The 23,764-nt window shown below is 75.6% G+C and carries 20 protein-coding genes; 9 read left to right on the forward strand and 11 right to left on the reverse strand.

Annotated elements, in window-relative coordinates; translation table 11 throughout:
- Positions 1–22: 22 nt before the first annotated feature.
- The 3 genes from HOP40_RS31870 to HOP40_RS31880 all read left to right on the forward strand — a co-directional run bounded on the left by HOP40_RS31870 (position 23) and on the right by HOP40_RS31880 (position 2,846).
- The gene (locus HOP40_RS31870; protein WP_172166505.1) at positions 23–505 is read left to right on the forward strand and encodes a hypothetical protein; all 483 of its coding nucleotides are present in this window, start codon (positions 23–25) and stop codon (positions 503–505) included.
- Between the two features lie 12 nt (positions 506–517).
- Positions 518–2,098 carry a thiamine pyrophosphate-binding protein gene (locus tag HOP40_RS31875; protein WP_240157390.1) on the forward strand — a complete coding sequence of 527 codons (1,581 nt, stop codon included), beginning with the start codon at positions 518–520 and terminating at the stop codon, positions 2,096–2,098.
- A 115-nt stretch (positions 2,099–2,213) separates the two neighbouring features.
- Positions 2,214–2,846, forward strand: a complete 633-nt coding sequence (locus HOP40_RS31880; protein ID WP_172166508.1) for a PadR family transcriptional regulator — start codon at positions 2,214–2,216, stop codon at positions 2,844–2,846.
- A 93-nt stretch (positions 2,847–2,939) separates the two neighbouring features.
- Here HOP40_RS31880 and HOP40_RS31885 read toward each other — a convergent pair whose 3' ends face one another.
- The 3 genes from HOP40_RS31885 to HOP40_RS31895 form a co-directional block, all read right to left on the reverse strand.
- Positions 2,940–3,329 carry an SCO5389 family protein gene (locus tag HOP40_RS31885; protein ID WP_172166512.1) on the reverse strand — a complete coding sequence of 130 codons (390 nt, stop codon included), beginning with the start codon at positions 3,327–3,329 and terminating at the stop codon, positions 2,940–2,942.
- 21 nt (positions 3,330–3,350) lie between these two features.
- Positions 3,351–4,301 (reverse strand): ATP-binding protein, encoded by a 951-nt coding sequence (locus tag HOP40_RS31890; RefSeq protein ID WP_172166515.1) that lies wholly within the window; start codon positions 4,299–4,301, stop codon positions 3,351–3,353.
- 83 nt (positions 4,302–4,384) lie between these two features.
- On the reverse strand, positions 4,385–5,707 hold the full coding sequence (locus tag HOP40_RS31895) for an MFS transporter (RefSeq protein WP_172166519.1): 1,323 nt from the start codon (positions 5,705–5,707) through the stop codon (positions 4,385–4,387).
- A 100-nt stretch (positions 5,708–5,807) separates the two neighbouring features.
- Here HOP40_RS31895 and HOP40_RS31900 point away from each other — a divergent pair, with 100 nt between their 5' ends.
- Together HOP40_RS31900 and HOP40_RS31905 are read left to right on the forward strand one after the other, a co-directional pair.
- Positions 5,808–6,746 (forward strand): proteasome assembly chaperone family protein, encoded by a 939-nt coding sequence (locus tag HOP40_RS31900; RefSeq protein ID WP_172166523.1) that lies wholly within the window; start codon positions 5,808–5,810, stop codon positions 6,744–6,746.
- 85 nt (positions 6,747–6,831) lie between these two features.
- Positions 6,832–8,103, forward strand: coding sequence for a patatin-like phospholipase family protein (locus HOP40_RS31905; RefSeq protein ID WP_172166528.1), 1,272 nt, complete (start codon positions 6,832–6,834; stop codon positions 8,101–8,103).
- A 10-nt stretch (positions 8,104–8,113) separates the two neighbouring features.
- Here the strand turns inward: HOP40_RS31905 and HOP40_RS35655 are convergent, their stop codons facing one another.
- Positions 8,114–9,217 (reverse strand): calcium-binding protein, encoded by a 1,104-nt coding sequence (locus HOP40_RS35655; protein WP_205346987.1) that lies wholly within the window; start codon positions 9,215–9,217, stop codon positions 8,114–8,116.
- Positions 9,218–9,336: 119 nt separating this feature from the next.
- A complete protein-coding gene (locus HOP40_RS31915; RefSeq protein WP_172166532.1) occupies positions 9,337–11,652 on the reverse strand; it encodes a transketolase-like TK C-terminal-containing protein in 2,316 nt (771 codons plus the stop codon).
- 110 nt (positions 11,653–11,762) lie between these two features.
- On the opposite strand from HOP40_RS31915, the gene HOP40_RS31920 reads away from it, so the two are divergent.
- Positions 11,763–12,236 (forward strand): Lrp/AsnC family transcriptional regulator, encoded by a 474-nt coding sequence (locus HOP40_RS31920; RefSeq protein ID WP_172166537.1) that lies wholly within the window; start codon positions 11,763–11,765, stop codon positions 12,234–12,236.
- A gap of 156 nt (positions 12,237–12,392) precedes the next feature.
- Positions 12,393–14,099: a BCCT family transporter gene (locus tag HOP40_RS31925; RefSeq protein ID WP_172166541.1), complete on the forward strand. Its 1,707-nt coding sequence runs from the start codon at positions 12,393–12,395 to the stop codon at positions 14,097–14,099.
- On the opposite strand, the gene HOP40_RS31930 is transcribed toward HOP40_RS31925, so the two are convergent.
- Both HOP40_RS31930 and HOP40_RS31935 read right to left on the reverse strand, forming a co-directional pair.
- Positions 14,096–15,052 (reverse strand): NADPH:quinone oxidoreductase family protein, encoded by a 957-nt coding sequence (locus tag HOP40_RS31930; protein WP_172166544.1) that lies wholly within the window; start codon positions 15,050–15,052, stop codon positions 14,096–14,098. The two genes, HOP40_RS31925 and HOP40_RS31930, sit on opposite strands and share 4 nt — an antisense overlap.
- A gap of 67 nt (positions 15,053–15,119) precedes the next feature.
- Positions 15,120–15,422: a hypothetical protein gene (locus HOP40_RS31935; protein WP_172166547.1), complete on the reverse strand. Its 303-nt coding sequence runs from the start codon at positions 15,420–15,422 to the stop codon at positions 15,120–15,122.
- An 83-nt stretch (positions 15,423–15,505) separates the two neighbouring features.
- On the opposite strand from HOP40_RS31935, the gene HOP40_RS31940 reads away from it, so the two are divergent.
- Both HOP40_RS31940 and HOP40_RS31945 read left to right on the forward strand, forming a co-directional pair.
- Positions 15,506–16,102: a class I SAM-dependent methyltransferase gene (locus HOP40_RS31940; RefSeq protein WP_172166550.1), complete on the forward strand. Its 597-nt coding sequence runs from the start codon at positions 15,506–15,508 to the stop codon at positions 16,100–16,102.
- A 52-nt stretch (positions 16,103–16,154) separates the two neighbouring features.
- The gene (locus tag HOP40_RS31945) at positions 16,155–17,828 is read left to right on the forward strand and encodes a hypothetical protein (protein ID WP_172166553.1); all 1,674 of its coding nucleotides are present in this window, start codon (positions 16,155–16,157) and stop codon (positions 17,826–17,828) included.
- A gap of 9 nt (positions 17,829–17,837) precedes the next feature.
- Here the strand turns inward: HOP40_RS31945 and HOP40_RS35660 are convergent, their stop codons facing one another.
- The 4 genes from HOP40_RS35660 to HOP40_RS31965 all read right to left on the reverse strand — a co-directional run bounded on the left by HOP40_RS35660 (position 17,838) and on the right by HOP40_RS31965 (position 23,665).
- Positions 17,838–19,499 carry a serine/threonine-protein kinase gene (locus HOP40_RS35660; protein ID WP_205346988.1) on the reverse strand — a complete coding sequence of 554 codons (1,662 nt, stop codon included), beginning with the start codon at positions 19,497–19,499 and terminating at the stop codon, positions 17,838–17,840.
- An 84-nt stretch (positions 19,500–19,583) separates the two neighbouring features.
- On the reverse strand, positions 19,584–21,134 hold the full coding sequence (locus tag HOP40_RS35665) for a serine/threonine-protein kinase (RefSeq protein WP_205346989.1): 1,551 nt from the start codon (positions 21,132–21,134) through the stop codon (positions 19,584–19,586).
- Positions 21,135–21,138: 4 nt separating this feature from the next.
- Entirely contained in the window at positions 21,139–22,764 is a 1,626-nt protein-coding gene (pgm, locus tag HOP40_RS31960; RefSeq protein ID WP_172166556.1) for a phosphoglucomutase (alpha-D-glucose-1,6-bisphosphate-dependent), read from the reverse strand.
- Positions 22,765–23,167: 403 nt separating this feature from the next.
- The gene (locus HOP40_RS31965; RefSeq protein WP_172166559.1) at positions 23,168–23,665 is read right to left on the reverse strand and encodes a hypothetical protein; all 498 of its coding nucleotides are present in this window, start codon (positions 23,663–23,665) and stop codon (positions 23,168–23,170) included.
- Between the last annotated feature and the right edge of the window lie 99 nt (positions 23,666–23,764).

A 23,764-nucleotide genomic window follows, 5' to 3' on the forward strand; every position in this document is an offset into this window, starting at 1 on the left:
CGCGCTCTACGCTGCGCGCATCATGAAGCGCGCACGACTGCTGCCAGCCGAGGGCTTCGTCGCCGCCCTGCTGCTCCTCGCCGTGGCCGGCTGCGGCGGGTCGGTGGCCGACCGCGACCGCCCCGATCCCGCGCGCGAGCGCCCCGCCCCGGCCAGCCCGTTCTGCGCCGCGGTGCAGGCCACCAACACCGCGCTCGCCCCGCTCAGCTCCACGACCGCACAGGCCGTGCCGGCCGAGCAGCTGACCAACACCGCCGACGCCGTCCGCGCGGGCACCGCGCAGCTGCTCACCACCGCGCCCGAGGAGATCCGCGCCGACGTCGAGCGCTACGTGCGGGTCGTCGACCTGCAGCTCGACGCGCTCGTGGCCAACGGCGGCGACGGCGCGGCGCTGGCGCGCGACCCCGAGTTCACCGCGCAGGTCAACACCACCGAGAACGCCGCGGCCAACCAGCGCGTGCGCGACTACGTCGCCCGGAACTGCGTGGCGGGCGCCGCGGGCTGACACCCTGGCCCCGTGGACGACTCCTCGGTGGCCGGTCAGATCCTCGACGTCGCCCGGCGCGGCGGCGCCGGGCCCGTGTTCGGGCTCCCCGGCGTGCACAACCTCGCGTTCTGGAACGCCGGCGCGGCGCCGGTGGTGGTCCGCCACGAGCAGGCCGCCGTGTACGCCGCCGACGGCTGGGCCCGCACGACCGGGCGCCTCGGCGCCGCCGTGGTCACGACCGGGCCGGGTGCGGCGAACGCCGTGGCCGCGTTCGGCGAGGCCGCCGCGGCGCACTCCCCCGTGCTGCTGGTCGCCTCGGAGATCCCTCAGGCCCTGCGGCGCGAGGGGCGGGTGCGCGGCGTGCTGCACGAGTCGCGCGACCAGGCGGCGCTGTTCGCCCCGCTCGCGAAGGCGGTGTTCACGCCGCGCACGCCCGCCGAGGTCGCCGACGTCGTGCAGGACGCGGTGGCGACGGCGCTGCGCCACCCGCGCGGGCCGGTGTACGTCGACGTCCCGGCGGACGTGCTGGGGCAGCCGGCCGCTCCCCTGCCCCCGGCCGTCGCGCCCGTCGTCGACACCCCGCCCGGGCTGGAGGAGGCCGCCGCGGTCCTCGCCGGGCGCCGTGTGGTGGTGTGGGCGGGCGGTGACGCCCTCGACGCACCCGACGCCCTCGCCGCGCTGGCCGGGCACCTCGGCGCACCCGTCGTCACGAGCTTCCGGGGGCGCGGCGCCGTGCCGACCGGGCACCCGTCGGCGCTCGGGCTGCCGCCGCACGAGCCGGAGGCGGCCGCGCTGGTCGCGTCGGCCGACGTGCTGCTCGCCGTCGGGGGTGACCTCGACGGCATGAACACCCGCAACTGGACGATGCCGCGCCCGCCGCGCCTCGTCGTCGTCGACGCGGCGGTGCCCGCCGACCCGCCGGAGTGGACCGCCGACGCCACCGCGACCGGCCCGCTCGGCCCCGTCCTCGACGGGCTGCGCGCGCTGCTCCCGCCCGCCCCGGCCTGGGCGCCGACCGGCCTGCGCGGCACGGTGCTCGACCGGCTGCGCGCCGACCCGGCCACGGCCGACGCGCTCACCCTGCTGGACGCCGTCGAGGGGGCCGGGGACGTGGTGCTGGTCTGCGACATGGCCGTGGCGGGTTACTGGGTCGGCGGCTACGCGGCGGTGCGCGCCCCGCGCCGGCTCGCCTACCCCGTCGGCTGGGGCACGCTGGGCTTCGGGCTGCCCGCCGCGCTGGGCGCCGCGGCGGCCGGGCGGCCGGTGCTCGCCGTGTGCGGGGACGGCGGGCTGGTGATGGCGCTGGGCGAGCTCGCGACGCTCGTGCAGGAGCGGCTGCCGGTCACCGTGCTCGTCGTCGACGACGGCGGCTACGGGATGCTGCGCTACGACCAGCAGCGCGCCGGGCACCCCGAACGCGGCGTCGACCTCGTGACGCCCGACTTCACCGCGCTGGCCGCCGCCTTCGGGCTGGCCGCGACGGACGTCGCCTCGGTCGACGGGCTGGCCCCGGCACTGGCGACGGCGGTCGCGTCCGGCGCCCCGCACCTGGTGCGGGTGCCCGCGCGGCTGACCCCGCCGCGGACGACGTCGCCGCGCTGGAACGAGTAGACCATCATGTGACGCAGAGCACAGTGTCGTGCGAGCGATCCCGATATATCGTGATGGCACACGAGCTACTCGATGCTATCGGAGCAGGAGGCTCGCCACGTCCAGGAGACACACGATGAACCCGCCTTTCGACACACCCCACCCCCGCTTCGGCGCCCACCCCTTCTCCGGCCAGGGCCCTGACGGCCCCCGCTTCGGGCGGCGCCATGGCGGCCCACGATTCGGTCCGGGCTTCGGCCCGGGCGGCCCCCGCGGCGGCATGCGCGGCGGCCCCTTCCCCGGCGCCCCGCGCGGTCGCCGCGGGCGGCGCACCTCGCGCGGCGACATCCGCGCCGCCGTCCTCGCCCTGCTCGCCGAGCAGCCGCGGCACGGCTACGAGATCATCCAGGAGATCGCCGAGCGCTCCGGTGGCGCGTGGCGCCCCAGCCCCGGCTCGGTCTACCCGACCATCTCCCAGCTCGAGGACGAGGGCCTGGCCCTGGTCGAGAAGACCGACGGGCGTCGCGTCGTCTCGCTGACCGAGGCCGGCACGGCCTGGGTCGCCGAGCACCGCGCCGAGCTCGACGCGGTCTGGGAGCAGGTCGACGCCGAGGCCGACAGCGAGGCCGGTGAGCTGTGGGAGCAGCTCGGCCAGCTGCACGCGGCCGCCCAGCAGGTCATGGCGGCGGGCACGCCGGAGCAGGTGACCGCGGCGACCGCGGCGCTGACCGAGGCGCGCAAGACGATCTACCGGCTGCTGGCGGAGTAGCGCCCGCCCGCCGGAGTTGCAGGAAGGCCACCTTGAGGACGATAAGCGTCCACAAGGTGGCCTTCCTGCAATAAGCGAGGGGGTGGGCGGCGCTCAGCAGTCCCGCAGCTCCGGGCTCTGGTTCAGCACCTGACCGCGCGGGCTGGTGAACTCCCGGTACACCGCCGAGTCCACGTCGGCCGGCGCGAAGGCCGCCACCCGGTGGCAGTTCTGGAAGGCCAGCACCACGCCGAAGTGCCGCTCCAGCGCGCCGCGGATGGCGTTGCTGGCCAGCGCGCGCAGCAGCTCGCCGCGCTCGCGCTCGCTCGGCGGCGGCACCTCGTGCTCGCCGAACGGCCTGCCGGGGGCCCGGTCGTCGACCGCGGACGAGATCGTCGCCCAGGCGTAGGGCAGCGAGTCGCGCACCACGGCGAGGAACTGGGCGTCGTCCATCTCGCCGCGCGCGGCGGCGTCGAGGACGGGGGTGGGGACGTCGAGGGACATGGCTCTCCTCCTGGGACGGAACTAGTGGGTGGGAACAGGGGCCCCGGGCACGAAGTCCGGGTCGATCTGGGCGGCGAGGTCGACGCCGACGGCGCGGTCGCCCCAGGCGCGGGCGTTGCGCAGGTGGAACTCGACGGTGCCGCGGTGGTAGGCGGCCCAGTCGCGCTGCTGGGCGTCCAGGGCCGCCGCGACGGCGTCCAGGGCGGCGAGGTTCTCCGGCTCCAGCTCCGCGACGGGCCGGGGGTCGCCGCGCTCGGCGGCCCGCACCCACGCCGACTGCCCGAAGCGCCCGAGCAGCGCGTCGCCGACCTGCTCGCGCAGGTACGCGGCGTCGGCGTCGTCGGCGACCTTGTTGCCCAGCACCCCGAGCGCGACGCCGTGCCCGGCGGCGTGGTCGGCGTACTGCCGGAACACCCCGACCCCGCGCCGGGTCGGCTCGCTGACCAGCACCGTCAGGTCGAAGCGGGTGAACAGCCCGGAGGCGAAGGCGTCGGCGCCCGCCGTCATGTCGACGACGACGTACTCGCCGGGGCCGTCGAGGAGGTGGTTGAGGTACAGCTCCACCGCACCGGTCTTGGAGTGGTAGCAGGAGACGCCGATGTCGGCTTCCTCGAACTCGCCGGTGACGAGGTGCCGCACGCCGCCGACGTCGATCGAGTACCGCGCGAGCAGCTCGCCCGCGGGGTCGAGGTCGAGCATCCGCGAGCCCGGCCCCGGCGGCGTCGTCTTGATCATCGTCTCGGCCGAGGCGATGCGCGGGTTGGTGCCGCGCAGGTGGTCCTTGAGCCAGGTGAGGTCGGAGCCGAGCGCGCGCGGCGGCGGCCCGTCGTGGCCCAGCGCCTGGCCCAGGTGCTGGTTGATGTCGGCGTCGACGGCGAGCACCGGGTGCCCCCGCTCGGCCAGGTGGCGGCTGAACACCGCCGCCGCCGTCGTCTTCCCGCTGCCGCCCTTGCCGACGAACGCGATGCGCACCCGGACTCCCCTCATCCGCCTGTGGAAGCGCAAACGATAAGCGTTGTCACTATCGGGTGACGACCCGGGCCCCGCGATGATGATCAGCGGCGGCGGCGCGCCAGCACCTCGCGCAGCGGCGGCACCACGACGCCGTCGGCGGCGAGCTTGCGCCGGGCGCGGCGGCGGGCGACCAGGATCCCCGCGGTCGCGAACGCCCAGACGACGTACTGCACCGTCCACGCCAGCCGGAACGCCTCGGGCGAGTAGCCGCCCGAGCTCAGCCCCAGCACCACCCCGACCGCCTGCGCCACCAGCAGCGACGCCAGGAACCCGCCGATGTTGACGATGCCGACCGCGGTGCCCTGCCGGTGGCCGGGGTTGAACGTGCGCGCGTAGTCGAAGCCGATCATCGACCCGGGCCCGCCCAGCGCCAGCACCACCACGAGGACGACGAGCAGCCAGCCCGGCGCGGGCGGCGGGACGAGCAGCACCACCGTCCACGCGCCCGCCGTGAGCCCGATGACGGTGAGCACCAGCCACGAGCGGCGCAGCGGGTGCCGCGCGGTGAACTCGCCGAACAGCGGGCCCGCGAGGATCCCGACGCCGACGAACACCGTGAGCAGCGCGCTCGCCTGCCCGGAGCTGAACCCCTGCCCGGCGACGAGGTAGGGCACGCCCCACAGCAGCGCGAACACCGTGCCGGAGAACTGCGTGCCCATGTGCGTCCACAGGCCCAGCCGCGTGCCGGGCTCGCGCCACGACTTCTTCAGCCCGTCGACGATCTCGCGCGGCGACGGCGCTGCGGGCGGCGGCGGGGCCCCCGGCGGCCGGTTGCGGACGACGACGAGCACGGCGATCGCGACGAACACCCCGAGCCCCGCGGCGGACAGGAACGCGGGCGTCCACCCCGGCCCGTAGAGCAGCGCCGCGAGCGGCAGGGCCGAGAGCACCTGCCCGAGCTGCCCGAGCAGGCCGGTCAGCTGCGTCAGCAGCGGCACGCGCCGCGCCGGGAACCAGGCGTTGACGACGGCGAGCACGCTGATGAACGTCAGCGCGTCGCCGGTGCCCACGAGCAGGCGCGCGGCGATGGCCAGTGGCAGCGACGTGGCGAGCGCCAGGACCACCTGCCCGGCGGCCATCGTCAGCGCGCCCGCGACGACGAGCCGCTGCGCCCCGAACCGGTCGAGCAGCACGCCGACCGGGATCTGCAGGCTCGCGTAGACCAGGAGCTGGAGGACGACGAAACCGGAGAGCACGGCGGGCGCGGCGCCGAAGCGGTCGGCCGCCTCCAGACCGGCGACGCCGAACGAGGTGCGGTGCATGACGCCGACGAGGTAGGCCGCGAGCGCCACCGCCCAGACCGCCCAGATCCGGCGGGTGGAGGTGGTCGACGGCGTCGTCGGGGAGAGGGCTGCGGCATCCATGACCCACCCATGGTGCGCGATCCCCGTGCGGAACGGGATGCTGTGCGGGCAGGTTCACGTTGTGCGGACGGGACGACCGTCGAATGGGAAGAGGTGCGCGGTGCAGGAACCGGCCGAGCTGTACGAGATCGTGGACGACGCTCCGGCGCTCGAGGAGCCCGTGATGATCGTGGCGCTCGACGGCTTCGTCGACGCCGGGAACGCCTCGCGGCTGGCGCTGGAGGCGCTGGAGACCAGTGGGAGCGAGTCGAGGACGGTCGTGCGCTTCGACGTCGACCAGCTCGTCGACTACCGCTCGCGGCGGCCCCCGCTGCGCTTCGAGTCCGACCGCTGGGCGGCCTACCACGGCCCCGAGCTGGACATCGTCGCGCTGTCCGACACCGGCGACACGCAGTACCTGCTGCTGTCGGGCCCGGAGCCGGACACGCAGTGGGAGCGGTTCGCCGCGGCCGTCGAGCAGCTCGTGCAGCGCCTCGGCGTCCGCCTGGTGATCAACCTCACCGCCATCCCGATGGCCGTGCCGCACACCCGCCCCATCGGGGTCACGGTGCACGGCACGCGCCCGGAGCTGACCGAGGGCCACGAGGCCTGGTTCGCCACGGCCGAGGTCCCCGGCAGCGCCATCGCGCTGATGGAGTTCCGCCTCGGCGAGGCGGGCCACGACGCCATGGGCTTCGCGGTCCACGTGCCGCACTACCTCGCCCGCTCGGAGTACCCGCAGGCCGCGCGCGTGCTGCTCGACCACGTCGGGCTGGCCGCCGGGCTCTACCTGCCCACCGAGTCGCTGTCGCAGGCCGCCGAGCGCGCCGAGGCCGAGATCGCCGAGCAGGTGGCGGGCTCCGAGGAGGTGGCCCAGGTCGTGCAGGCGCTGGAGCGCCAGTACGACACGGTGTCGTCCGGGCGCGGCGACCGCGGCGGGCTGGGCCTGTCCGGTGAGCTGCCCAGCGCCGACGAGCTCGCGGCCGAGGTGGAGAAGTTCCTCGCCGACCGCGACGACGAGAAGGGCGGCGAGGGCCCGGGGCCGATCACGCCCGGCTGAGTCCGGTCCCGCTGAGCCGAATCTCACCGGGGAGCTGCGCCTCACCGGCGGTACGGCCGCGGCGGGTGGGCGGTAGGACGGACGGATGACACCTCCGCCGATCCGGGTCGCCATCGCCTGCCAGGGCGGCGGGAGCCACACCGCGTTCACCGCGGGAGTGCTGTCGCGGCTGCTGGGCTCGCCCGAGCTGGCCGGGCGGGAGGTCGTCGGGATCAGCGGCACGTCGGGCGGGGCGATCTGCGCGACGGTGGCGTGGGCCGCGCTGCGCGACGGCAGGCGGCACGAGGCCGGCGCCCGGCTGAAGGCGTTCTGGGCCGACAACTCCGCCCGGTGGCCGCTGGACAGGCTGCTCAACGCCACGATGGTGTCGACGGCGCTGTGGCAGAGTCTGGGCCTGCTGCCCACGGTCAGCCCGTACCTGATCCCGCGGTGGATCGACGGGACCGGGGCCTTCCGGCGACTGCTGCGCCGGCACATCGACTTCGACGCGCTGGGTGTCGACCGCGACGGCGTCGAGCCGATGCTCGCCCTCGGCGCGGTCGACGTCGTCTCCGGCCGGTTCCGCGCCTTCTGCAACCGCCGCGAGCGGATCACCGCCGACATGGTGCTGGCCTCCGCCGCGATCCCCCAGCTGTTCAAGGCCGTGCGCATCGACGACGGCGTGTACTGGGACGGGCTGTTCTCGCAGAACCCGCCCACCGCCGACCTGCTCGAGGCCGCGCCGGACGAGCTGTGGGTCATCCAGATCAACCCGAGCGAGAGCCGGGAGCCGCGCTCCCTCCTCGACATCAGCGACCGCCGCAACGAGCTCGCCGGCAACATCTCCCTGTACCAGGAGCTCAACTCGATCGAGCGCGTCGACCAGCTGCTGGAGAGCGGAGCGCTCTCGCCCGGCGCCGGCTACAAGAAGGTGACGGTGCGGGTGATCGAGCTGTCCCGCTCGGTCCTGCCGCGGTGGCTGGGCTCGGCGTCCAAGACCGACCGCAGCCCGCGGTTCCTGGACCGCCTGATCGCGCACGGCGAGGAGCGGGCCGACCGCTTCCTCGCCGCACTGCGGTTCGAGCAGGCGTGGCGCGACGGGGACCTCGGCGCCGTCGGCTCGATGTTCACCGACGACGCCGAGCTCGTGAGCAGCTACCCGTTCCCCCGGTCCAGCACGGACCTGCGCGGGTACGTCGCCCGCTGGTTCGACGGCCCCATCACGATCGACAGCAACCGCAAGCAGATCGCCGGCGACGAGGTGACGTGGACGGTGCAGCTGCCCGCCGGTGACGACCGGCCGGTCACCTACGGGCGGGCGGTCGCGACGTTCGACGGGGACCGCGTCTCCGCGCTGCACCTGGGCCCGATGGCCTGACCGGCCCTCCTCAGAGGCGCGTCTCGCAGTTCCGCAGGACGTCGGTGCGGTCGGCGATCACCGTGTCGGTGCCCGCCCCGCAGTCGACGACGTCGACCTCGCCGTCGGCGGCCGACACCTCGTCGTCGCCCGCCCCGGCGGAGACGACGTCCCGCCCGGCCCCCGGGTCGACGAGGTCGGCGCCCGCGCCGCTGTCGATCGTGTCGGCGTCGGCGCCGCCGGCGACCTGGTCGGGCCCGTCGCCGGTGCGCAGCGTGTCGCGGCCCGCGCCGCCCAGCACGCAGTCGTCGCCGCCGAGCAGGTCGGCGACGTCGTCACCGGCAAGCAGGTCGACGCGGTCGCCCGCCGCCGTGCCGCGGACGACGTCGGCCCGCGCGGTGCCGGTGCGGCCCGGGCGCGGCGCGCTCTCGCACGCCGGCGGCGTCACCGGCTCGAAGTCGTAGGTGGTCGTCGTGGCGCCGGTGCTCAACCGGGCGTTGTCGAAGCCGCCGGTGATGCCCGCGTCGTTCGACGACGTGTCGCCCGCGTTGAGCGCCACCAGGAACGCCGTGCTGCCCGCCGGGAGGTCGTTCAGCGAGTCGCCGCAGGCCAGCCCCTCGCGCGGGCTCACGGCGATGGCCGTCGTCGCCGCCGTGACGGCCAGGGTGTGCCAGCCGTCGCCGCCGACCGTCGCCACGTAGTCGTAGCGGCACTCGTAGAAGTTCGCCGGCGGGGTGCCGTCGGCGGCGCTGTCGGCGTAGACGTTGACGTAGTACTGCTCGGGCGCCTTGTTCGCCGCCGCCGGGTCGATGTAGTAGTCGACCGCCACCCCGGCGGTGGCCGCGGGCAGGCTCGTCGCCCGGCCGATCACGAACTTGCTCGCCGCGGGCGTGGCGGCGATCGGCCCGAACCGCACCGCCCCCGTGCCGAGGGTGGCGGGCCCCGCCCGGAACTCCGTCGTCGTGCTGTTGGGCGCGGGCGAGACCACCCAGCCCTGCAGGTCCTCGGGCGTGACGACGACCGTCGTGCCTCCGGGCTGGGCGGCGGACGCGGTGGCCGGGACGAGGGCGAGGGCGAGGGCGGACACCGCCACGGACGCGGCGACGAGTCCGGTGCGGGTGAGGGACGGCTTCATGGCGCTGCTCCTGGTGACGAGGCGTGGGTGACCTGTCCCCGGGAGTCGGGCGCCCGCCACGGCCTGTTAGCACCGTTCGCCGCGGTTCACTCGGCCGTATGGAGCAGCTTGACTCCCGACTACTCCACGACGTCGAGCGCGGCGCCGACGATGCTGTCGGCGTCGAGGCCGTGGTGGCGGAACACCGACTCCAGGTCGCCGGACTGCCCGAACCGCGACACGCCCAGGTGCGCGGCCGGGACCCGGTTGATCCCGGCCAGGAACGCCAGCGTGTGGGGGTGCCCGTCGAGCACGGTGACCAGCGGCGCCGCGCGGCGCGCCGGGAACGCGGCGTCGAGGACCCAGGTGTCGGCGGCCGCCCCCGAGACCTCGGGAGGCCGCCCCGCGCGCGCCTGCACCGCGTCGAACACCAGCCCGGCGCTCGTCACGCAGACGACGTCGCACGCGTGCCCCTGCGCCTCCAGCCGCTCCGCCGCGGCGAGCGCCTCGGGCACCACGGCCCCCATGACGGCGATCGTGACGGCGGGCGCGCCGGCCGCGCGGCGCAGCGGGTACGCCCCCGCGACGACCTGGCGGCGCCGGCGCTCCCGGGCCGCGGGGTCGGCGGGGACCGCGGCCAGCGACTGGTCGACCGGGCGCGTGGACAGCCGCAGGTACGCCGACCGCCCGCCGGGGCGCCCGAGCTGCGCCAGCGACGCCAGCAGCGACCACTCGACGTCGATGGCGAACGCGGGCTCGTAGCTGGTGCAGCCCGGCTGCTCCAGCCCGACCGACGGCGTGGTGATCGACTGGTGCGCGCCGCCCTCGGGCGCGAGCGCGACGCCGGACGGCGTGCCGACCAGGATCGACTGCCCGCCCGCGTACATCCCGAACGACCACGGCTCCAGCGCGCGCTCGACGAACGGGTCGTAGAGCACCCCGATCGGCAGCAGCGGCTCGCCCCACCGGCTCCAGGTGGCGCCCAGCTCGCCGAGCAGCCCGACCAGGTTGGTCTCGGCGATGCCCAGCTCCAGGTGCTGGCCGTCGGGCCGCTCGCGCCAGTGCAGGATCGTCTCGGGATCGTCGGCGAACCAGTCGACCTGCTCGCGCGCGGCCCACACGCCGACCTTGTTGACCCAGCCGCCGAGGTTCGTGGAGCTCGACACGTCCGGGCACAGGGTGACGACCCGCTTCGCCGCCGCCGGGGCGGCGCGGGTGAGGTCGAGCAGCGCGCGGCCCAGCGCGGCCTGCGTGGTGGCCGTGCCCGACGGCGTGCGGCCGATGTCGGCGGGCAGGTCCGGCACCGCCGCGACCGCCACCGGCTCGCGGTGCAGCCGCTCGGCGACCTCCGCGCACAGCTGCGCGGCCGGGCCCGCGGGCAGCGGCTCCCACGGGGCGTCCGGGTCGGTGCCGACGGCCTCGGCCAGCTCGGCGAACTGCTCGGCGGTGAGCAGCGACGAGTGGTTCTGCGGGTGCCCCTCGCTGGCGAGCCCGTGCCCCTTGACGGTGTAGGCGAAGACCACGGTCGGGCGCGTGTCGTCGATGGCGGCGAACGCGGTGCGCAGCGCGGAGAGGTCGTGCCCGCCGAGGTTGCGGATGGCCGCGTGCAGCGTCGCGTCGTCGAGGTCGGCGATCAGGGCGGCCAGCTTCTCGTCGCCGTCGGGGACGCGCTCGCGCAGCTGGTCGGGGGTGCAGCGCAGCAGCCGCTGGTACTCCGGGTTGGGCATCTCGTCGATGCGCGTGCGCAGCGCGTCGCCGCCGGGGCGGGTGAACAGCTCCTCCAGCAGGGCGCCGTACTTGACGGTGAGGACCTGCCAGCCCGCGGCGTCGAACATGCCCTGCAGGCGCGTCGCGCCGATGTTGGGGACGACGCGGTCGAGGCTCTGCCGGTTCAGGTCGACGATCCAGACGACCTCCCCCAGCTCGGAGACCATCGGGTCGAGGACCGCCTCCCAGCAGGCGCCCTCGTCGAGCTCCGCGTCGCCGACCAGGGAGTACTGGCGACCCCAGCGTGGAGCGTCAGCGGAACGCGCATCGGCGCCGCCCGCCTTGACGTAGCGGCGGGCGAGCGCGCCCCAGATCGGGGCGGTGGCGCCGATGCCGACCGAGCCCGTGGAGTAGTCGACGGGGTCGGGGTCCTTCGAGCGGCTCGGGTAGCTCTGCAGGCCGCCGAACTCGCGCAGCGTCGTGAGGTAGCGCGCGTCGAGCTCGCCCAGGAGGTGGTTGATCGCGTGCAGGACGGGCGAGGCGTGCGGCTTGACCGAGACGCGGTCCTCGCGGCGCAGGTGCTCGAACCAGAGCGCCGTCATGATCGTGACCATCGACGCGCTCGACGCCTGGTGCCCGCCCACCTTGAGCCCACCGGGGTTGGGGCGCACGCGGTTGGCGTGGTGCACGATCGCGGTGGCCAGCCACAGCACCCGCTGCTCGATGGTGCGCAGGACGTCGTCGTTCACGGTGTCTACCTCCCAGGTCGCCCGCCCACTGCACCACCGGGGGTCCGTCTGCACAACCGCAGTCGGTTGCACCGTGCAGACTGCTGCGGAACAGCCCGATCTCGTGCAGGATGCCCGTCGTGGACGCGACCGACGCCCGGCTGCTGCAGGCCCTCACCGAGAGCCCGCGCGCCTCGGTGCTCGCGCTCGCCGAGCGCCTCGGCATCTCCCGCAACACCGTGCAGGCGCGCCTGGCCGGGCTGGAGGCGCGCGGGGCGCTGGGCACCTTCGAGCGGCGGATCGACCCGGCCGCGCTGGGCTACCCGCTCACCGCGTTCGTCTCGGTGCAGCTCGTGCAGCGCCGGCTCGCGGAGGTGTCGGCGGCGCTGGCGCTGGTGCCCGAGGTCGTCGAGGTGCTGGGGATGTCGGGCGACGCCGACCTGCTGTGCCAGGTCGTCGCCCGCGACGCCGACGACCTCTACCGCATCGCGGGGCAGCTCCTGGCCACCGACGGGGTCGTGCGGACGACGACCTCGCTGGTCATGCGCCGCCTCGTCGAGCACCGGGTCGGTCCGCTGCTGGAGCGGATCGTCGACGGTGGGTGAGCCGCGTGCACACCGTGTTGCGACCGTGCGGCGATCGCGTTCCCGGAGTTGACGGGGGCGCAGTGCCGACGGAAGGTGTCCGCACCACCGCCCGGGTGACGCCGGGCGGGCGCAGCACCGACCGTGAGGGGGGAGGCTCCGCAGGGAGCCGCCGACATGACCATCCAGGAGAGCCCGCGGAGCGAGGAACCCGTCTCCGACGGTCCCGCCACCGAGATCCCGCGCCGGGCCGCCGCCGACCAGCACCACCCCGTCGACCGCACGGTCTTCGGCGTCGCCGCCGTGCTCATGCTCGCGTTCATCGTGTGGGGCGCCTCCTCCACGGCGACGCTGAGCACCGTCGCGACATCGGTCCTGAACGGCATCATGAACGCCGGCGGCTGGGCCTTCGTGCTCGCCGCGAGCGGCTTCGTGGTGTTCGCGCTCTACCTCGCGTTCAGCCGCTTCGGCAAGATCCCGCTCGGCCGCGACGACGAGGCCCCGGAGTTCCGGACCGTCTCCTGGATCGCGATGATGTTCAGCGCCGGGATGGGCATCGGGCTCATGTTCTACGGCGTCTCCGAGCCGCTGTCGCACTTCACCTCGCCGCCGCCCGGCACCGTCGCGGCGGGCGACCCGGCCGCGCTCGACATCGCCATGGCCACCACGCTGTTCCACTGGACGCTGCACCCGTGGGCCATCTACGCCGTGGTCGGCCTGGCCATCGCCTACTCGACGTTCCGCCGCGGGCGCCGCCAGCTGATCAGCTCGGCGTTCGCGCCGCTGCTCGGCGAGAAGCGCACCGACGGCCCGCTGGGCAAGGCCATCGACATCCTCGCGATCTTCGCGACGCTGTTCGGGTCGGCGGCCTCGCTCGGGCTCGGCGCCCTGCAGATCGGCGCGGGCCTGTCGCTCAACGGGGTCCCGGTCGAGGGCAAGCTGCTGCTGGTCCTGATCATCAGCGTGCTCACGGTCGCGTTCGTCTGCTCCGCGGTCACCGGCGTCGCCAAGGGCATCCAGTGGCTGTCGAACATCAACATGGTGCTGGCGGGCGTGCTCGCCGTCGTCGTGTTCATCGGCGGGCCGACCATCCTCATCCTCAACCTGCTGCCCACCGCGATCGGTGACTACGCCGGCAACCTGTCGGAGATGGCCTCGCGCACCGCGGCCAACGGCGGCGACGCCACCGCCGAGTGGCTGGCCGGCTGGACCGTCTTCTACTGGGCCTGGTGGATCTCGTGGACGCCGTTCGTCGGCATGTTCATCGCGCGGATCAGCCGCGGGCGCTCCATCCGCCAGTTCGTCACCGGCGTCATCCTCATCCCGAGCGCCGTGTCGCTGGTCTGGTTCGCGATCTTCGGCGGCGCGGCGATCGACCAGCAGCGCGCGGTCGACCCGACCGGCGCCACCGGCCTCGCGTCGCAGTCGACCGAGGGCCAGCTGTTCGGGCTGCTCGGCTCGATGCCCGGCGGCGCGATCCTCAGCGTGCTGGCGATGGTCCTCATCGCGATCTTCTTCGTGTCCGGTGCCGACGCCGCGTCGGTCGTCATGGGCACGCTGTCCTCGCGCGGCTCGATCGAGCCCTCGCGCTGGGTGGTGATCTTCTGGGGCGTCGTGATGGGCGCCATCGCGATCATCATGCTGCTGGTCAGCCCGGGCAGCGAGGCGCTCACCGGCATCCAGAACATCACGATCATCATGGCGGCGCCGTTCGCGCTGGTGATGGTCGCGCTCTGCGTGGCCCTGACCAAGGACCTGCGCCACGACCCCCTGATGCGGCGCGACGTGCGCTCGCAGGAGGCCGTGGTGCAGGCCGTGGAGTACGGCACCCGGAACTACGGTGACGACTTCCACCTGTCGGTGAAGAAGATGAAGGACAGCTAGGGCTCGAGCACGACCTTGCCCGTGACGCGGCGCTCGTCGATCTCGGCGAGCGCCGCGGCCGCGTCCGCGAGCGGGTAGGTGGCGCCGACGACCGGGTCGAGCGCGCCGGAGCGCAGGTGCGGCAGCAGGTCGGCCCACTGCTCGGCGACGAACCCGTCGCGGGGCATCGCGAACGCGCCCCACCCGACGCCGACGACGTCGATGTTGTTGAGCAGCAGGCGGTTGACCTTCACCGTCGGGATGTCGCCCGCGGTGAAGCCGATGACCAGCAGCCGGCCCTCGGGGCGCAGGCAGCGCAGCGAGTCGGTGAAGCGGTCGCCGCCCACGGGGTCGACGACGAGGTCGACGCCGCCGAGCTCCTTGACCGCGTCGCGGAAGCCCTCGACCAGCACGGCGTGCGCCGCCCCGGCCCGGCGCGCGACCTCGGCCTTCTCCTCGGTGGAGACGACGGCGACCACCTCGGCGCCCAGCGCCGCGGCGAGCTGCACGCAGGCCGTGCCGACCCCGCCCGCCGCGCCCTGCACGAGCACGCGCTGCCCGGCCTCCAGGTGCCCGCGGCGGCGCAGCGCGAACTGCGCGGTGAGGTAGTTCATCGGCAGGCAGGCGCCCGCGGCGAAGGACACCTCGTCGGGCAGCGGGAACACGTACCCGGCCGGCGCCGCCACGACCTCGGCGAACCCGCCGACCGTGGTGAACGCGGCGACCCGGTCACCCGCGCGCACCGCGGCGCCCTCGGGCGCCTCGCGCACCACGCCGGCGATCTCGGAGCCGAGCGTGAACGGGAGGTCGGGCTTGTACTGGTACTGGCCCTTGCTCTGCAGGACGTCGGGGAAGTTGACGCCCGCCGCCCGCACGTCGACCAGGACCTGGTCGGCCCCGCGGTCGGGCTCGGGCACGTCCCGCACCTCGACCGCCGCCGGGCCCTCCAGCCGCACCACCTGCACTGCGCGCACGCGCGTCCTCCTCGTCCTCGGGTGGGGCCATCCTGCCCCGCGGGACGGGCGCGTGCCGCGCGCCGGGTCAGACGGGGACGCCGTCGCCGTAGTGGGCGGAGTGGCGGGCACGGCTCAGCTCGTCGACGAGCGCGGTGAGCCAGCCGTCGACGCGCTGCTGGACGCGCTCCAGGCCGTCGAGCTCGCAGGCCAGGTCGAGGGCGTCGCCGCCCTGACCGTCGAGGGCGCGGCGCAGGTCGCCGCGCACCCGCTCGATGCGGGCGCGGCAGCCGTCGGCGGTCTCGACGTGGGCGTCGAGGCGGGAGCGCTGGTCGTCGGTGATGCCGGCCGGGACCGAGGCGACGAGCTGCTCGAGGCGGTGTGGGTGCACGGACTTCCCCCTGCTGTGATCGTGGACACAGCAGACGCTAGATCGCCCCGGCTGTTCACGGAAGGCCCCTACCGTCCGCGGACGTGCCCGCCGCCGCCGACACCGGTCCGTTCGCCGACACCGCCCTGTTCCTGCGCGAGTTCGCCCGCGACCCGCTGCGCACCGCCGCCGTGGCGCCCAGCTCGGCCGCCCTGGCCGCGGCGATGGTCGAGCCCGTCGCGCCGGGCGCGGTGGTCGTGGAGCTCGGTCCCGGGACCGGCGCGTTCACCCGCGCGCTGCGGGGGCGCTCCCCCGCGCGGCACCTGGCCGTCGAGCTCAACCCCCGGTGGGCGGCCCTGCTCGCGCAGCGGCACCCGGACGTCGACGTCGCCGTGGCCGACGCCCGCACCCTCCCGGCGCTGCTCGCCGAGCGCGGGATCACCCGCGTCGACGCCGTCGTCAGCGGGCTGCCGTGGGTCGCGTGGGCCGACGGGACGCTGCTTCCCGTCGTCGCCGACGCCCTGTCCCCCACCGGCGTGCTGACCCAGTTCGCCTACTCCGCGACGCGCTGGGCGCCGCCCGCCCGCCGCCAGCTCGCGGCGCTGCGCGAGCGCTTCGCCGAGGTGTCCACGACGCCGGTCGTCTGGTGGAACCTGCCGCCCGCCGTGGTCCACCGGGCAGGCACGCCGCGCCGGGCGTGAGCACCCCACCCCCCGTTCTGCGGGCCCGGCGGGGGCTGCCAGGGTGGGCCGAGTGCGTCTCGTATTCGGCCCGGAGGACATGGAGGTCTACGCCGCTGCCCGCGACCGACTGCGGCTGCACATCGTCGCCTGGGCCCGGCGCCGGGGCGTCGACGTGGAGCCCGCGCTCGTGGCCGCCGCGCTGGACCACAAGCACGGCGTCGACGGCCGGCTCGGGCACTGGACCCGCGCCCACGTCGCCGACGCGCTGGCCGTCTGGTTCCCCCGCACGGTGGCGCTGCGCGACGAGGACCGCGACGCCGTCCCGGCCGCGCTGCACGCCCTGATCGGGTTCCTCGACGAGCACGACTGGCTCGACCCGCGGTCGGCCCCCGCCGCCGAGCTGCACGCCCAGGTCGACGGCTCCACGCCCGCCCTGCACGACGCGCTGGACGACGAGCGCAACCGCGACCTCGGCACGTTCTGGGCCGTGCAGATGCTGCGCCACGGCGTCCGGACCGGCGACCCGCTGGCCGTCCTGCGGTTCCTGGAGCAGGTCGAGCGCGGGGAGCTCGAGGTCGACCGCGCCGCGCTGGCCGAGATCACCAGCCGCCAGCAGGTGCCCGCCGAGCCCGTGGAGCCGCCGCTGCCGCCGGTGCTGCTGCCCGGGGCGGCGCAGCTGCTGGCCGCGGCCGACTCGTCGCCCGCGCTGGCGCGCCTGCGCGCGTTCACCCGCTGGGTCCGGGCCGGGCGCGCGGTCACCCGCGAGGGACGACTCGGGCTCGGTGACGCCCGCGCCGTCGCCGAGGCCCTCGACCTCGACCACTTCTCCCTCGGCCGCGCCCGCGCCGGCGACGACCTCCCCGAGGTCGCGCTGCTGATGACCTGGGCGCGCGAGGCCCGGTTCGTCCGGGTCGTCAACGGGCGCCTGGTGCAGGTCAAGAGCGCGGCCCCGCTGCTGAGCCGCCCGATCGAGATGTGGCGCCGCGCGTTCGAGGCCGTCGGCCGGATCGGGGAGGGCTTCGGCGGCAGCAACGTGTTCGGCGCGCCGTCGCTGTTCGGGATGAGCCTGGACGAGGCGTGGGCGATCCTGCTGCAGCAGCTCTACGCCGCCGGCGGTGACGCGATCCCGCTGGAGCGCTTCCACCGCGCCGTGCGCGACACCGTCAACCGGCGGATGGGCTGCGTCGTCGACGACCTCGCGGGCGACGTGGAGCAGCGGCTGTGGCGCCGCGACGTCACCGCGCTGCTCGACGCCCTGGAGCTGCTGGGCGCCGTGCACCTCTCGGAGAGCCTCGACACCGACGACCACGAGGAGCTGGCCGCGCTCGCGGGCCGCGACGACCCGGACCCGACCTGGGTGGCGCTCACGCCGATCGGGCTGTGGGCGGTGCACGAGGTGCTGGTGGACGACGGGGTGCACGCGCCGCTGGTCGGCGAGCTGGCCGACGAGGACGTCGAGTACGTGTGCGTGCGGATGGCCCGCGTCCGGCCCGAGGTGGCCGACGCCGAGCTGGCCGCCTGGGTGGCCGCCCGGCCCGGCCGCGTCGCCGCGCAGGAGCTGATGCGCTTCCTGGAGCGCCTGGAGGCGCACGACCCGGTGGAGGGGCGGCACCGCGAGCTGGCGCTGCGGGCGCTGGCCCGCACCGGCGGGCCGGCCCGGGAGCGGAGCAGGCGCGCGCACCGGCCGGTGTCGAGCGGGGCGCAGCCGCGGGTGGAGTGCGACGCGCGGGCGCGCGGGCGCTGAGCGGTCGCCCTACGCGGTCCGCCGCGTCCGGCGCCGCCAGAACGTGAGCGCCCAGAGGCCGTAGACGCCGAGCGTGGCCACGACCACCGCGGCACCCGACCCGGCGAGGCCCAGCCCGAGCGCCACGAGCAGCACCGTCAGGAACACCACGGGCAGCGTGACGACGACGAGCGTCATGGTGCGGCCCGAGCCCCACCGGCGCGGGCGCAGGGAGCCGGCGGCGAGCGTGCCGAACAGGGTGCCCGCGAGCGTCCAGTACAGCAGGCCCGCCTCCAGCGCCAGGTTCTGCAGGGCGAGCAGGTGCGCGACCGCCCCGAGCACCAGCGCGGCCGCGAGGCCGGCCCGGGTGCGCGCGGGCGCGGGGCGGGCGCCGGGGTCGGCGCCCCGGCGGGCCGTGCCGAGGACGTCGCCGGAGCCGATCGTCGCGCCGGGCGGGACGTGGGCGGCGACGAGGGTGCCGGCGACGTCGTCCGCGAGGCGCCACGGCGTGCCGTCGGGCAGGCGGAGCGCGACGAGGCCGGCGCCCGCGGCGTAGCCCTCCCCCGGCGCCACCAGCCACTCGACGACCTGGGCCGAGCCGCCGGGGACGTCCCAGCGCAGCGGCCGCTCGGTGCCGTCGGCCGGCGGGGCCGGACGCGGGGCCGGACGCGGGGCCGCGGCGCGCGGGGCGGACGGGGCCGGAGCGGCCGGGGCCGGAGCGGATGCGGACGGGGCGGGCCGGGACGGGGCGGCGGCGGACGAGGCGGATCGGGACGGGGCGGGGGCGGACGGGGCCGGTCCCGGGCCGCCGGGCACCCGCAGCCGTTCGGTCGCGGCGGGCTCGGGGGCCGCGACGGGCTCCGTGGTCTCGGGAGGCTCCAACGCCGCGCGGGCCGCCGCGGCGAGCTCCCCCGCCGTGGGGAACCGGTCGGCCGGGTCCTTGGCCATCGCCTTCGCCACGACCGCGTCGAGCGCGACGGGGGCGCCGTGCTCCGAGGGCCGGGGCGGGTCGGCGTGCACGTGGGCGTTCATCAGCGCGGCCGGCTCGCCGGTGTAGGGCTTGCGGCCGGTGAGCGACTCGTGCAGCAGGCAGCCCAGGGCGTAGACGTCGGCGCGGCCGTCGACGTCGACGCCCCGGAAGCGCTCGGGCGCCATGTAGTCGAGTGTGCCGACCGTCATGCCGCTCGCGGTGAGCGAGGCGCCCGACGTGGCGCGGGCGATGCCGAAGTCGCCGAGGTAGGCGAAGCGGGCCGTGCCCGGGCGGTCGCGGGTGAGGAACACGTTGGCGGGCTTGACGTCGCGGTGCACCAGCCCGGCCTCGTGCGCGGCGTCCAGCGCGCTCGCCACCTGCTCGATCACCGCGACGGCGTCCGCGGGGTCGAGCGGGCCGCTGCCGGACAGGACGGCGGCGAGGTCCTCGCCGTCGACGAAGCGCATGTCGAGGAACAGCTGCCCGCCGATCTCGCCGTGCTTGTGGATCGGCACGACGTGCGGGTCGGACAGCTGCGCGGCGACCATCGCCTCGCGGCGGAACCGCTGCCGGTACTCCGGGTCGGCCGACAGCTCCGCGGTGAGGACCTTGAGCGCGACGGGGCGGGCGAGATCGGTGTCGAACGCGCGGAAGACCCGGCCCATGCCGCCCTGGCCCAGCAGCCCGTCGAGCCGGTAGGGCCCGAACATCTCCGGCGCCACGCGGCCTCCATCCCTGAACCGTGCCCCGTCGGGACCCTACCCGCGGCGCTGCAGGTCGGCCCGGTGCCGCTCGCGCGCGACCCGTCAGCCGGTACCCGCCCGGCGCCACCACAGCGACGCCGCCCACAGGCCGTACACCACCAGCGCCACGACCGTGAACGCGATGCCGGCGGCGGGGTTGTCGGGGGTGTCGCTGGAGTAGCCCGTCGGCAGGGCGGCGAGGACGAGCGCGAGGAACACCAGCGCCGTCACGACCGGCGCCGTGACCACCAGGAGCGCGATCCGCTGGCCCTGCCCCCACGCCGCCGGGCGCCGGTTCCAGACGCCGAGCGTGCCGAACACGATGCCCGAGAGCCAGGTCAGCACGAGGATCCCGTCGAGCTCGACGAAGGCGAGCACGAGCAGGTGCAGCAGCGCGCCGACCCCGATCCCGATGATCGCGGGCGTCGACGGCGGGCGGCGGGCTCCGGGCTGCGCGCGCGGCAGCGGGCGGGACAGCCCGGCGGGCGCCTCGTCGACGCGGAAGACGGTGCCCAGGACGTCGCCGGTGCGGACCACGGTGCCGGGCGCGGCGGCGGCGCCGACCAGCAGCCCGGCGCGGGGGTCGACGACCGGGGCGCTGCGGCCGTCGCGCAGGCGGACCACGAGCAGTGCGGAGCCGGCCACGTGGGCCTGCCCTGGCGGGACCAGCCAGCGCTCCACCTGCCCGACGCCCTCGGGCACGTCCAGGCGCAGCGGCTCGGTGCCGTCGCCCTGCGGGGCCTTGTGGAGGCGCGCCGGCGGCGGCGGGGTGCTCACCGTGGGCGCGGTCCCGGCCAGCGCGGCCCGCGCGGCCTGCGCCAGCGCCCCGGCCGTCGCGAACCGGTGCGCGGGCTCCTTGGCCATGCCCCGCGCCACGACGGCGTCGAGCCCGTGCGGCAGCGGGCGCAGCTCCGAGGGCCGCGGCGGCGCGAGGTTGAGGTGCGCGTGCATCAGCGACGGCAGCTCGTCGCCGGGGAAGGGCTTGCGCGCGGTCAGCGCCTCGTGCAGCAGGCAGGCCAGCGCGTAGACGTCGGCGCGGGCGTCGACCTCGCGGCCCAGGAACCGCTCGGGGGCCATGTAGTCGAGCGTGCCCAGCGTCGTGCCGGTGGCGGTGAGCGTCGAGGAGGAGGAGTCGCGGGCGATCCCGAAGTCGCCGAGGTAGGCGAAGCGGGCGCCGCCGGACCGCCCGCGGGTGAGGAACACGTTGGCGGGCTTGACGTCGCGGTGCACCAGCCCGGCCTCGTGCGCGGCGTCGAGCGCGCTCGCCACCTGCTCGACGACGCGGACGGCCGACTCCGGGTCGAGCTGCCCGTCGCGGCGCAGCACCTTCGACAGGTCGTCGCCGTCGACCAGGCGCATGTCGAGGAACAGCTGCCCGTCGATCTCGCCGTGGCGGTGGATCGGGACCACGTGCGGGTCGGTGAGCTGCGAGGCGACCTTGGCCTCGCGCCGGAAGCGCTGCCGGTAGCCGGGGTCGGCCGACAGCGCGGCGGGCAGGACCTTCAGCGCGACGGGGCGGTCCTGGTCGGTGTCGAACGCGCGGTAGACGCGGCCCATCCCGCCCTCGCCCAGCAGTCCGTCGAGCCGGTACGGCCCGAACATCTCCTGCGCCACGGGCTCACCCTAGTGCGGCGGCCACCACGTCCTGGGCCTCGCCCTGGATCGCCGCGAGGTGCTCGGCGCCGCGGAAGCTCTCCGCGTAGATCTTGTAGACGTCCTCGGTGCCCGACGGGCGCGCGGCGAACCAGCCGCCCTCGGTGACGACCTTGAGCCCGCCCAGCGGTGCCCCGTTGCCGGGCGCCTCGGTGAGCCGCGCGGTGATCGGCTCGCCGGCGAGCTCGGTGGCGCTGACGTCCGACGCCGACAGCTTGCCCAGCTTCGCCTTCGCCTCGGGCGTGGTGGCGACGTCGATGCGGGCGTACTCGGGGGCGCCGAAGCGGTCGGTGAGGTCGCGGTAGCGCTCGCTGGGCGTCTGCCCGGTGACGGCGAGGATCTCCGAGGCCAGCAGGGCGAGGATGATCCCGTCCTTGTCGGTGGTCCAGGCCCCGCCGTCGCGGCGCAGGAACGAGGCGCCCGCGCTCTCCTCGCCGCCGAAGCCGAACGAGGCGTCGATCAGGCCGGGCACGAACCACTTGAAGCCGACGGGGGTCTCGACCAGCTTCCGGCCGAGGTCGGCGGCCACGCGGTCGATCATCGACGAGCTGACGGCCGTCTTCCCGATCCCGGCGTCGGCGGGCCAGCCGGGGCGGTTGGCGTAGAGGTAGCCGATGGCGACGGCGAGGAAGTGGTTGGGGTTCATGAGGCCGTCGGCGGTGACGATGCCGTGGCGGTCGGCGTCGGCGTCGTTGCCGGTGGAGATCTGGAACCGGTCGCGCTGCGCCACCAGCGACGCCATCGCGTACGGCGACGAGCAGTCCATGCGGATCTTGCCGTCCCAGTCCAGCGTCATGAACCCGAACTGCGGGTCGACGTCGGGGTTGACCACCGTCAGGTCCAGCCCGTGGCGCTCGGCGATCGCACCCCAGTAGGCGACGCTGGCGCCGCCCAGCGGGTCGGCGCCGATGCGGACGCCCGCGGAGCGGATCGCGTCGAGGTCGAGGACCTGCGGGAGGTCCTCGACGTAGGCGCCGAGGAAGTCGTAGCGCCCGATCGCGCCGCGGTCCAGCGGCGACCGCTGGACCCCCTTGAGCTTCTCGGCGAGCAGCGCGTTGGCGCGGTCGGCGATCCACTTCGTGGCGTCGGAGTCGGCCGGGCCGCCGTGCGGGGGGTTGTACTTGAAGCCACCGTCCGCGGGCGGGTTGTGCGAGGGCGTGACGACGACGCCGTCGGCCAGCCCGCTCACCTTGCCGCGGTTGTGGGTGAGGATCGCGTGCGACACCGACGGCGTGGGGGTGAAGGCGTCGTCGCCGTCGGCGAGGACGTGGACGCCGTTGGCCGCGAACACCTCGATCGCGGTGATCCACGCCGGCTCGGACAGCGCGTGGGTGTCGCGCCCGATGAACAGCGGCCCGTCGATGCCCTGGCCCGCGCGGTACTCGCAGATGGCCTGGCTGGTGGCCGCGATGTGGTCGTCGTTGAACGTGGTGAGCAGCGACGACCCGCGGTGGCCGGACGTCCCGAACGCCACGCGCTGGGCGGGGTCGTCGGGGTCGGGGCGGCGGTCGGCGTAGGCGGCGAGGAGGGCGGGGACGTCGACGAGGTCCTCGGGCGTGGCGGGGGTGCCGGCGCGGGGGTGGGTCGACATCGGGGCTCTCCTCGGGTGGGCGGCGGGTGTGGGGCCAGCCTGCCGTGTCCGGGGCCGGAGCGCTGCCCCCACCCGCCCTCCCCACCCGCCCCCCGCTCCCGCCGCCCGCGCCCGCCCCCGCGCGTGACAGTGGAGTGGCTTTACTGCCACTGGGCGCCAGTAGAGCCACTCCACTGTCACGAGAGCGGGGAGCGGGCGGGCCGGGGGGCATGCGGGCGGGCGGCGGAACCCGTCCCCCGGCACCCGTCCCCCCGGCACCCGTTCCCAGTGACAGTGGAGTGGCTTTACTGCCACTGGGTGCAAGTGAAGCCACTTCACTGTCACGAGGGCGGGCGTGCGGGGTGGGGCGGGGCGTGCGGGAGCGGGGTGGGGCGCGGCGGGGCGGGGGTGCGGCGCGTGCGCGTCAGGCGGAGAGGGAGCCCTGCTGGCGCGGGATGCGGGCGTGGACCTCGGCCGGGGTGAGGGCGCGGCTCGTGTCGGTGGCCAGGTGGAAGTGGCCGCTGCGCGAGCGTCCGCACAGGTAGGAGCGCAGCGAGCGGGCGCCGAGCGCCTCGAGCTCGCGGGCGGCGTTCTCGGCGTCCTCGCGGGTCGAGTAGATGACCTTGCCGTCGGTGCCCCGGCCCTGGCGCAGCGTGACGACGCCGGCGATCTCGGCCTGGCTCGGCGTGCAGAACACCGGGCGGCCGGCCTTCGTCAGGCGGGCGTGGCGGTGCAGGACCTCGCTGCGCGCGGCGTCGCGGATGCCCTGCGCGGTGGTCGGCTCGACGATCGCGAACGGCACCGGGGTGTGCCGGACGGGCGTCAGCGGGGCGCGCTGGGCCGGGATGTCACGGGGGCTCGGAACGGAGCGGGGGCCGCGCTGGGCGGGGATCGCGGTCCGTCCGGGGATGTCGGCGTGCATCTCGGCCCTCCTCGAAGTCGTGGTGCGTCGTCCACCAGATCGCGTTGGGGACACTCTGCCGTTATCCGCTCGGCGGCGGGATCGCTCGATCGTGTCGAT

Origin of the sequence: Pseudonocardia broussonetiae (assembly GCF_013155125.1) — a bacterium.
GTDB classification, from domain to species: domain Bacteria; phylum Actinomycetota; class Actinomycetes; order Mycobacteriales; family Pseudonocardiaceae; genus Pseudonocardia; species Pseudonocardia broussonetiae.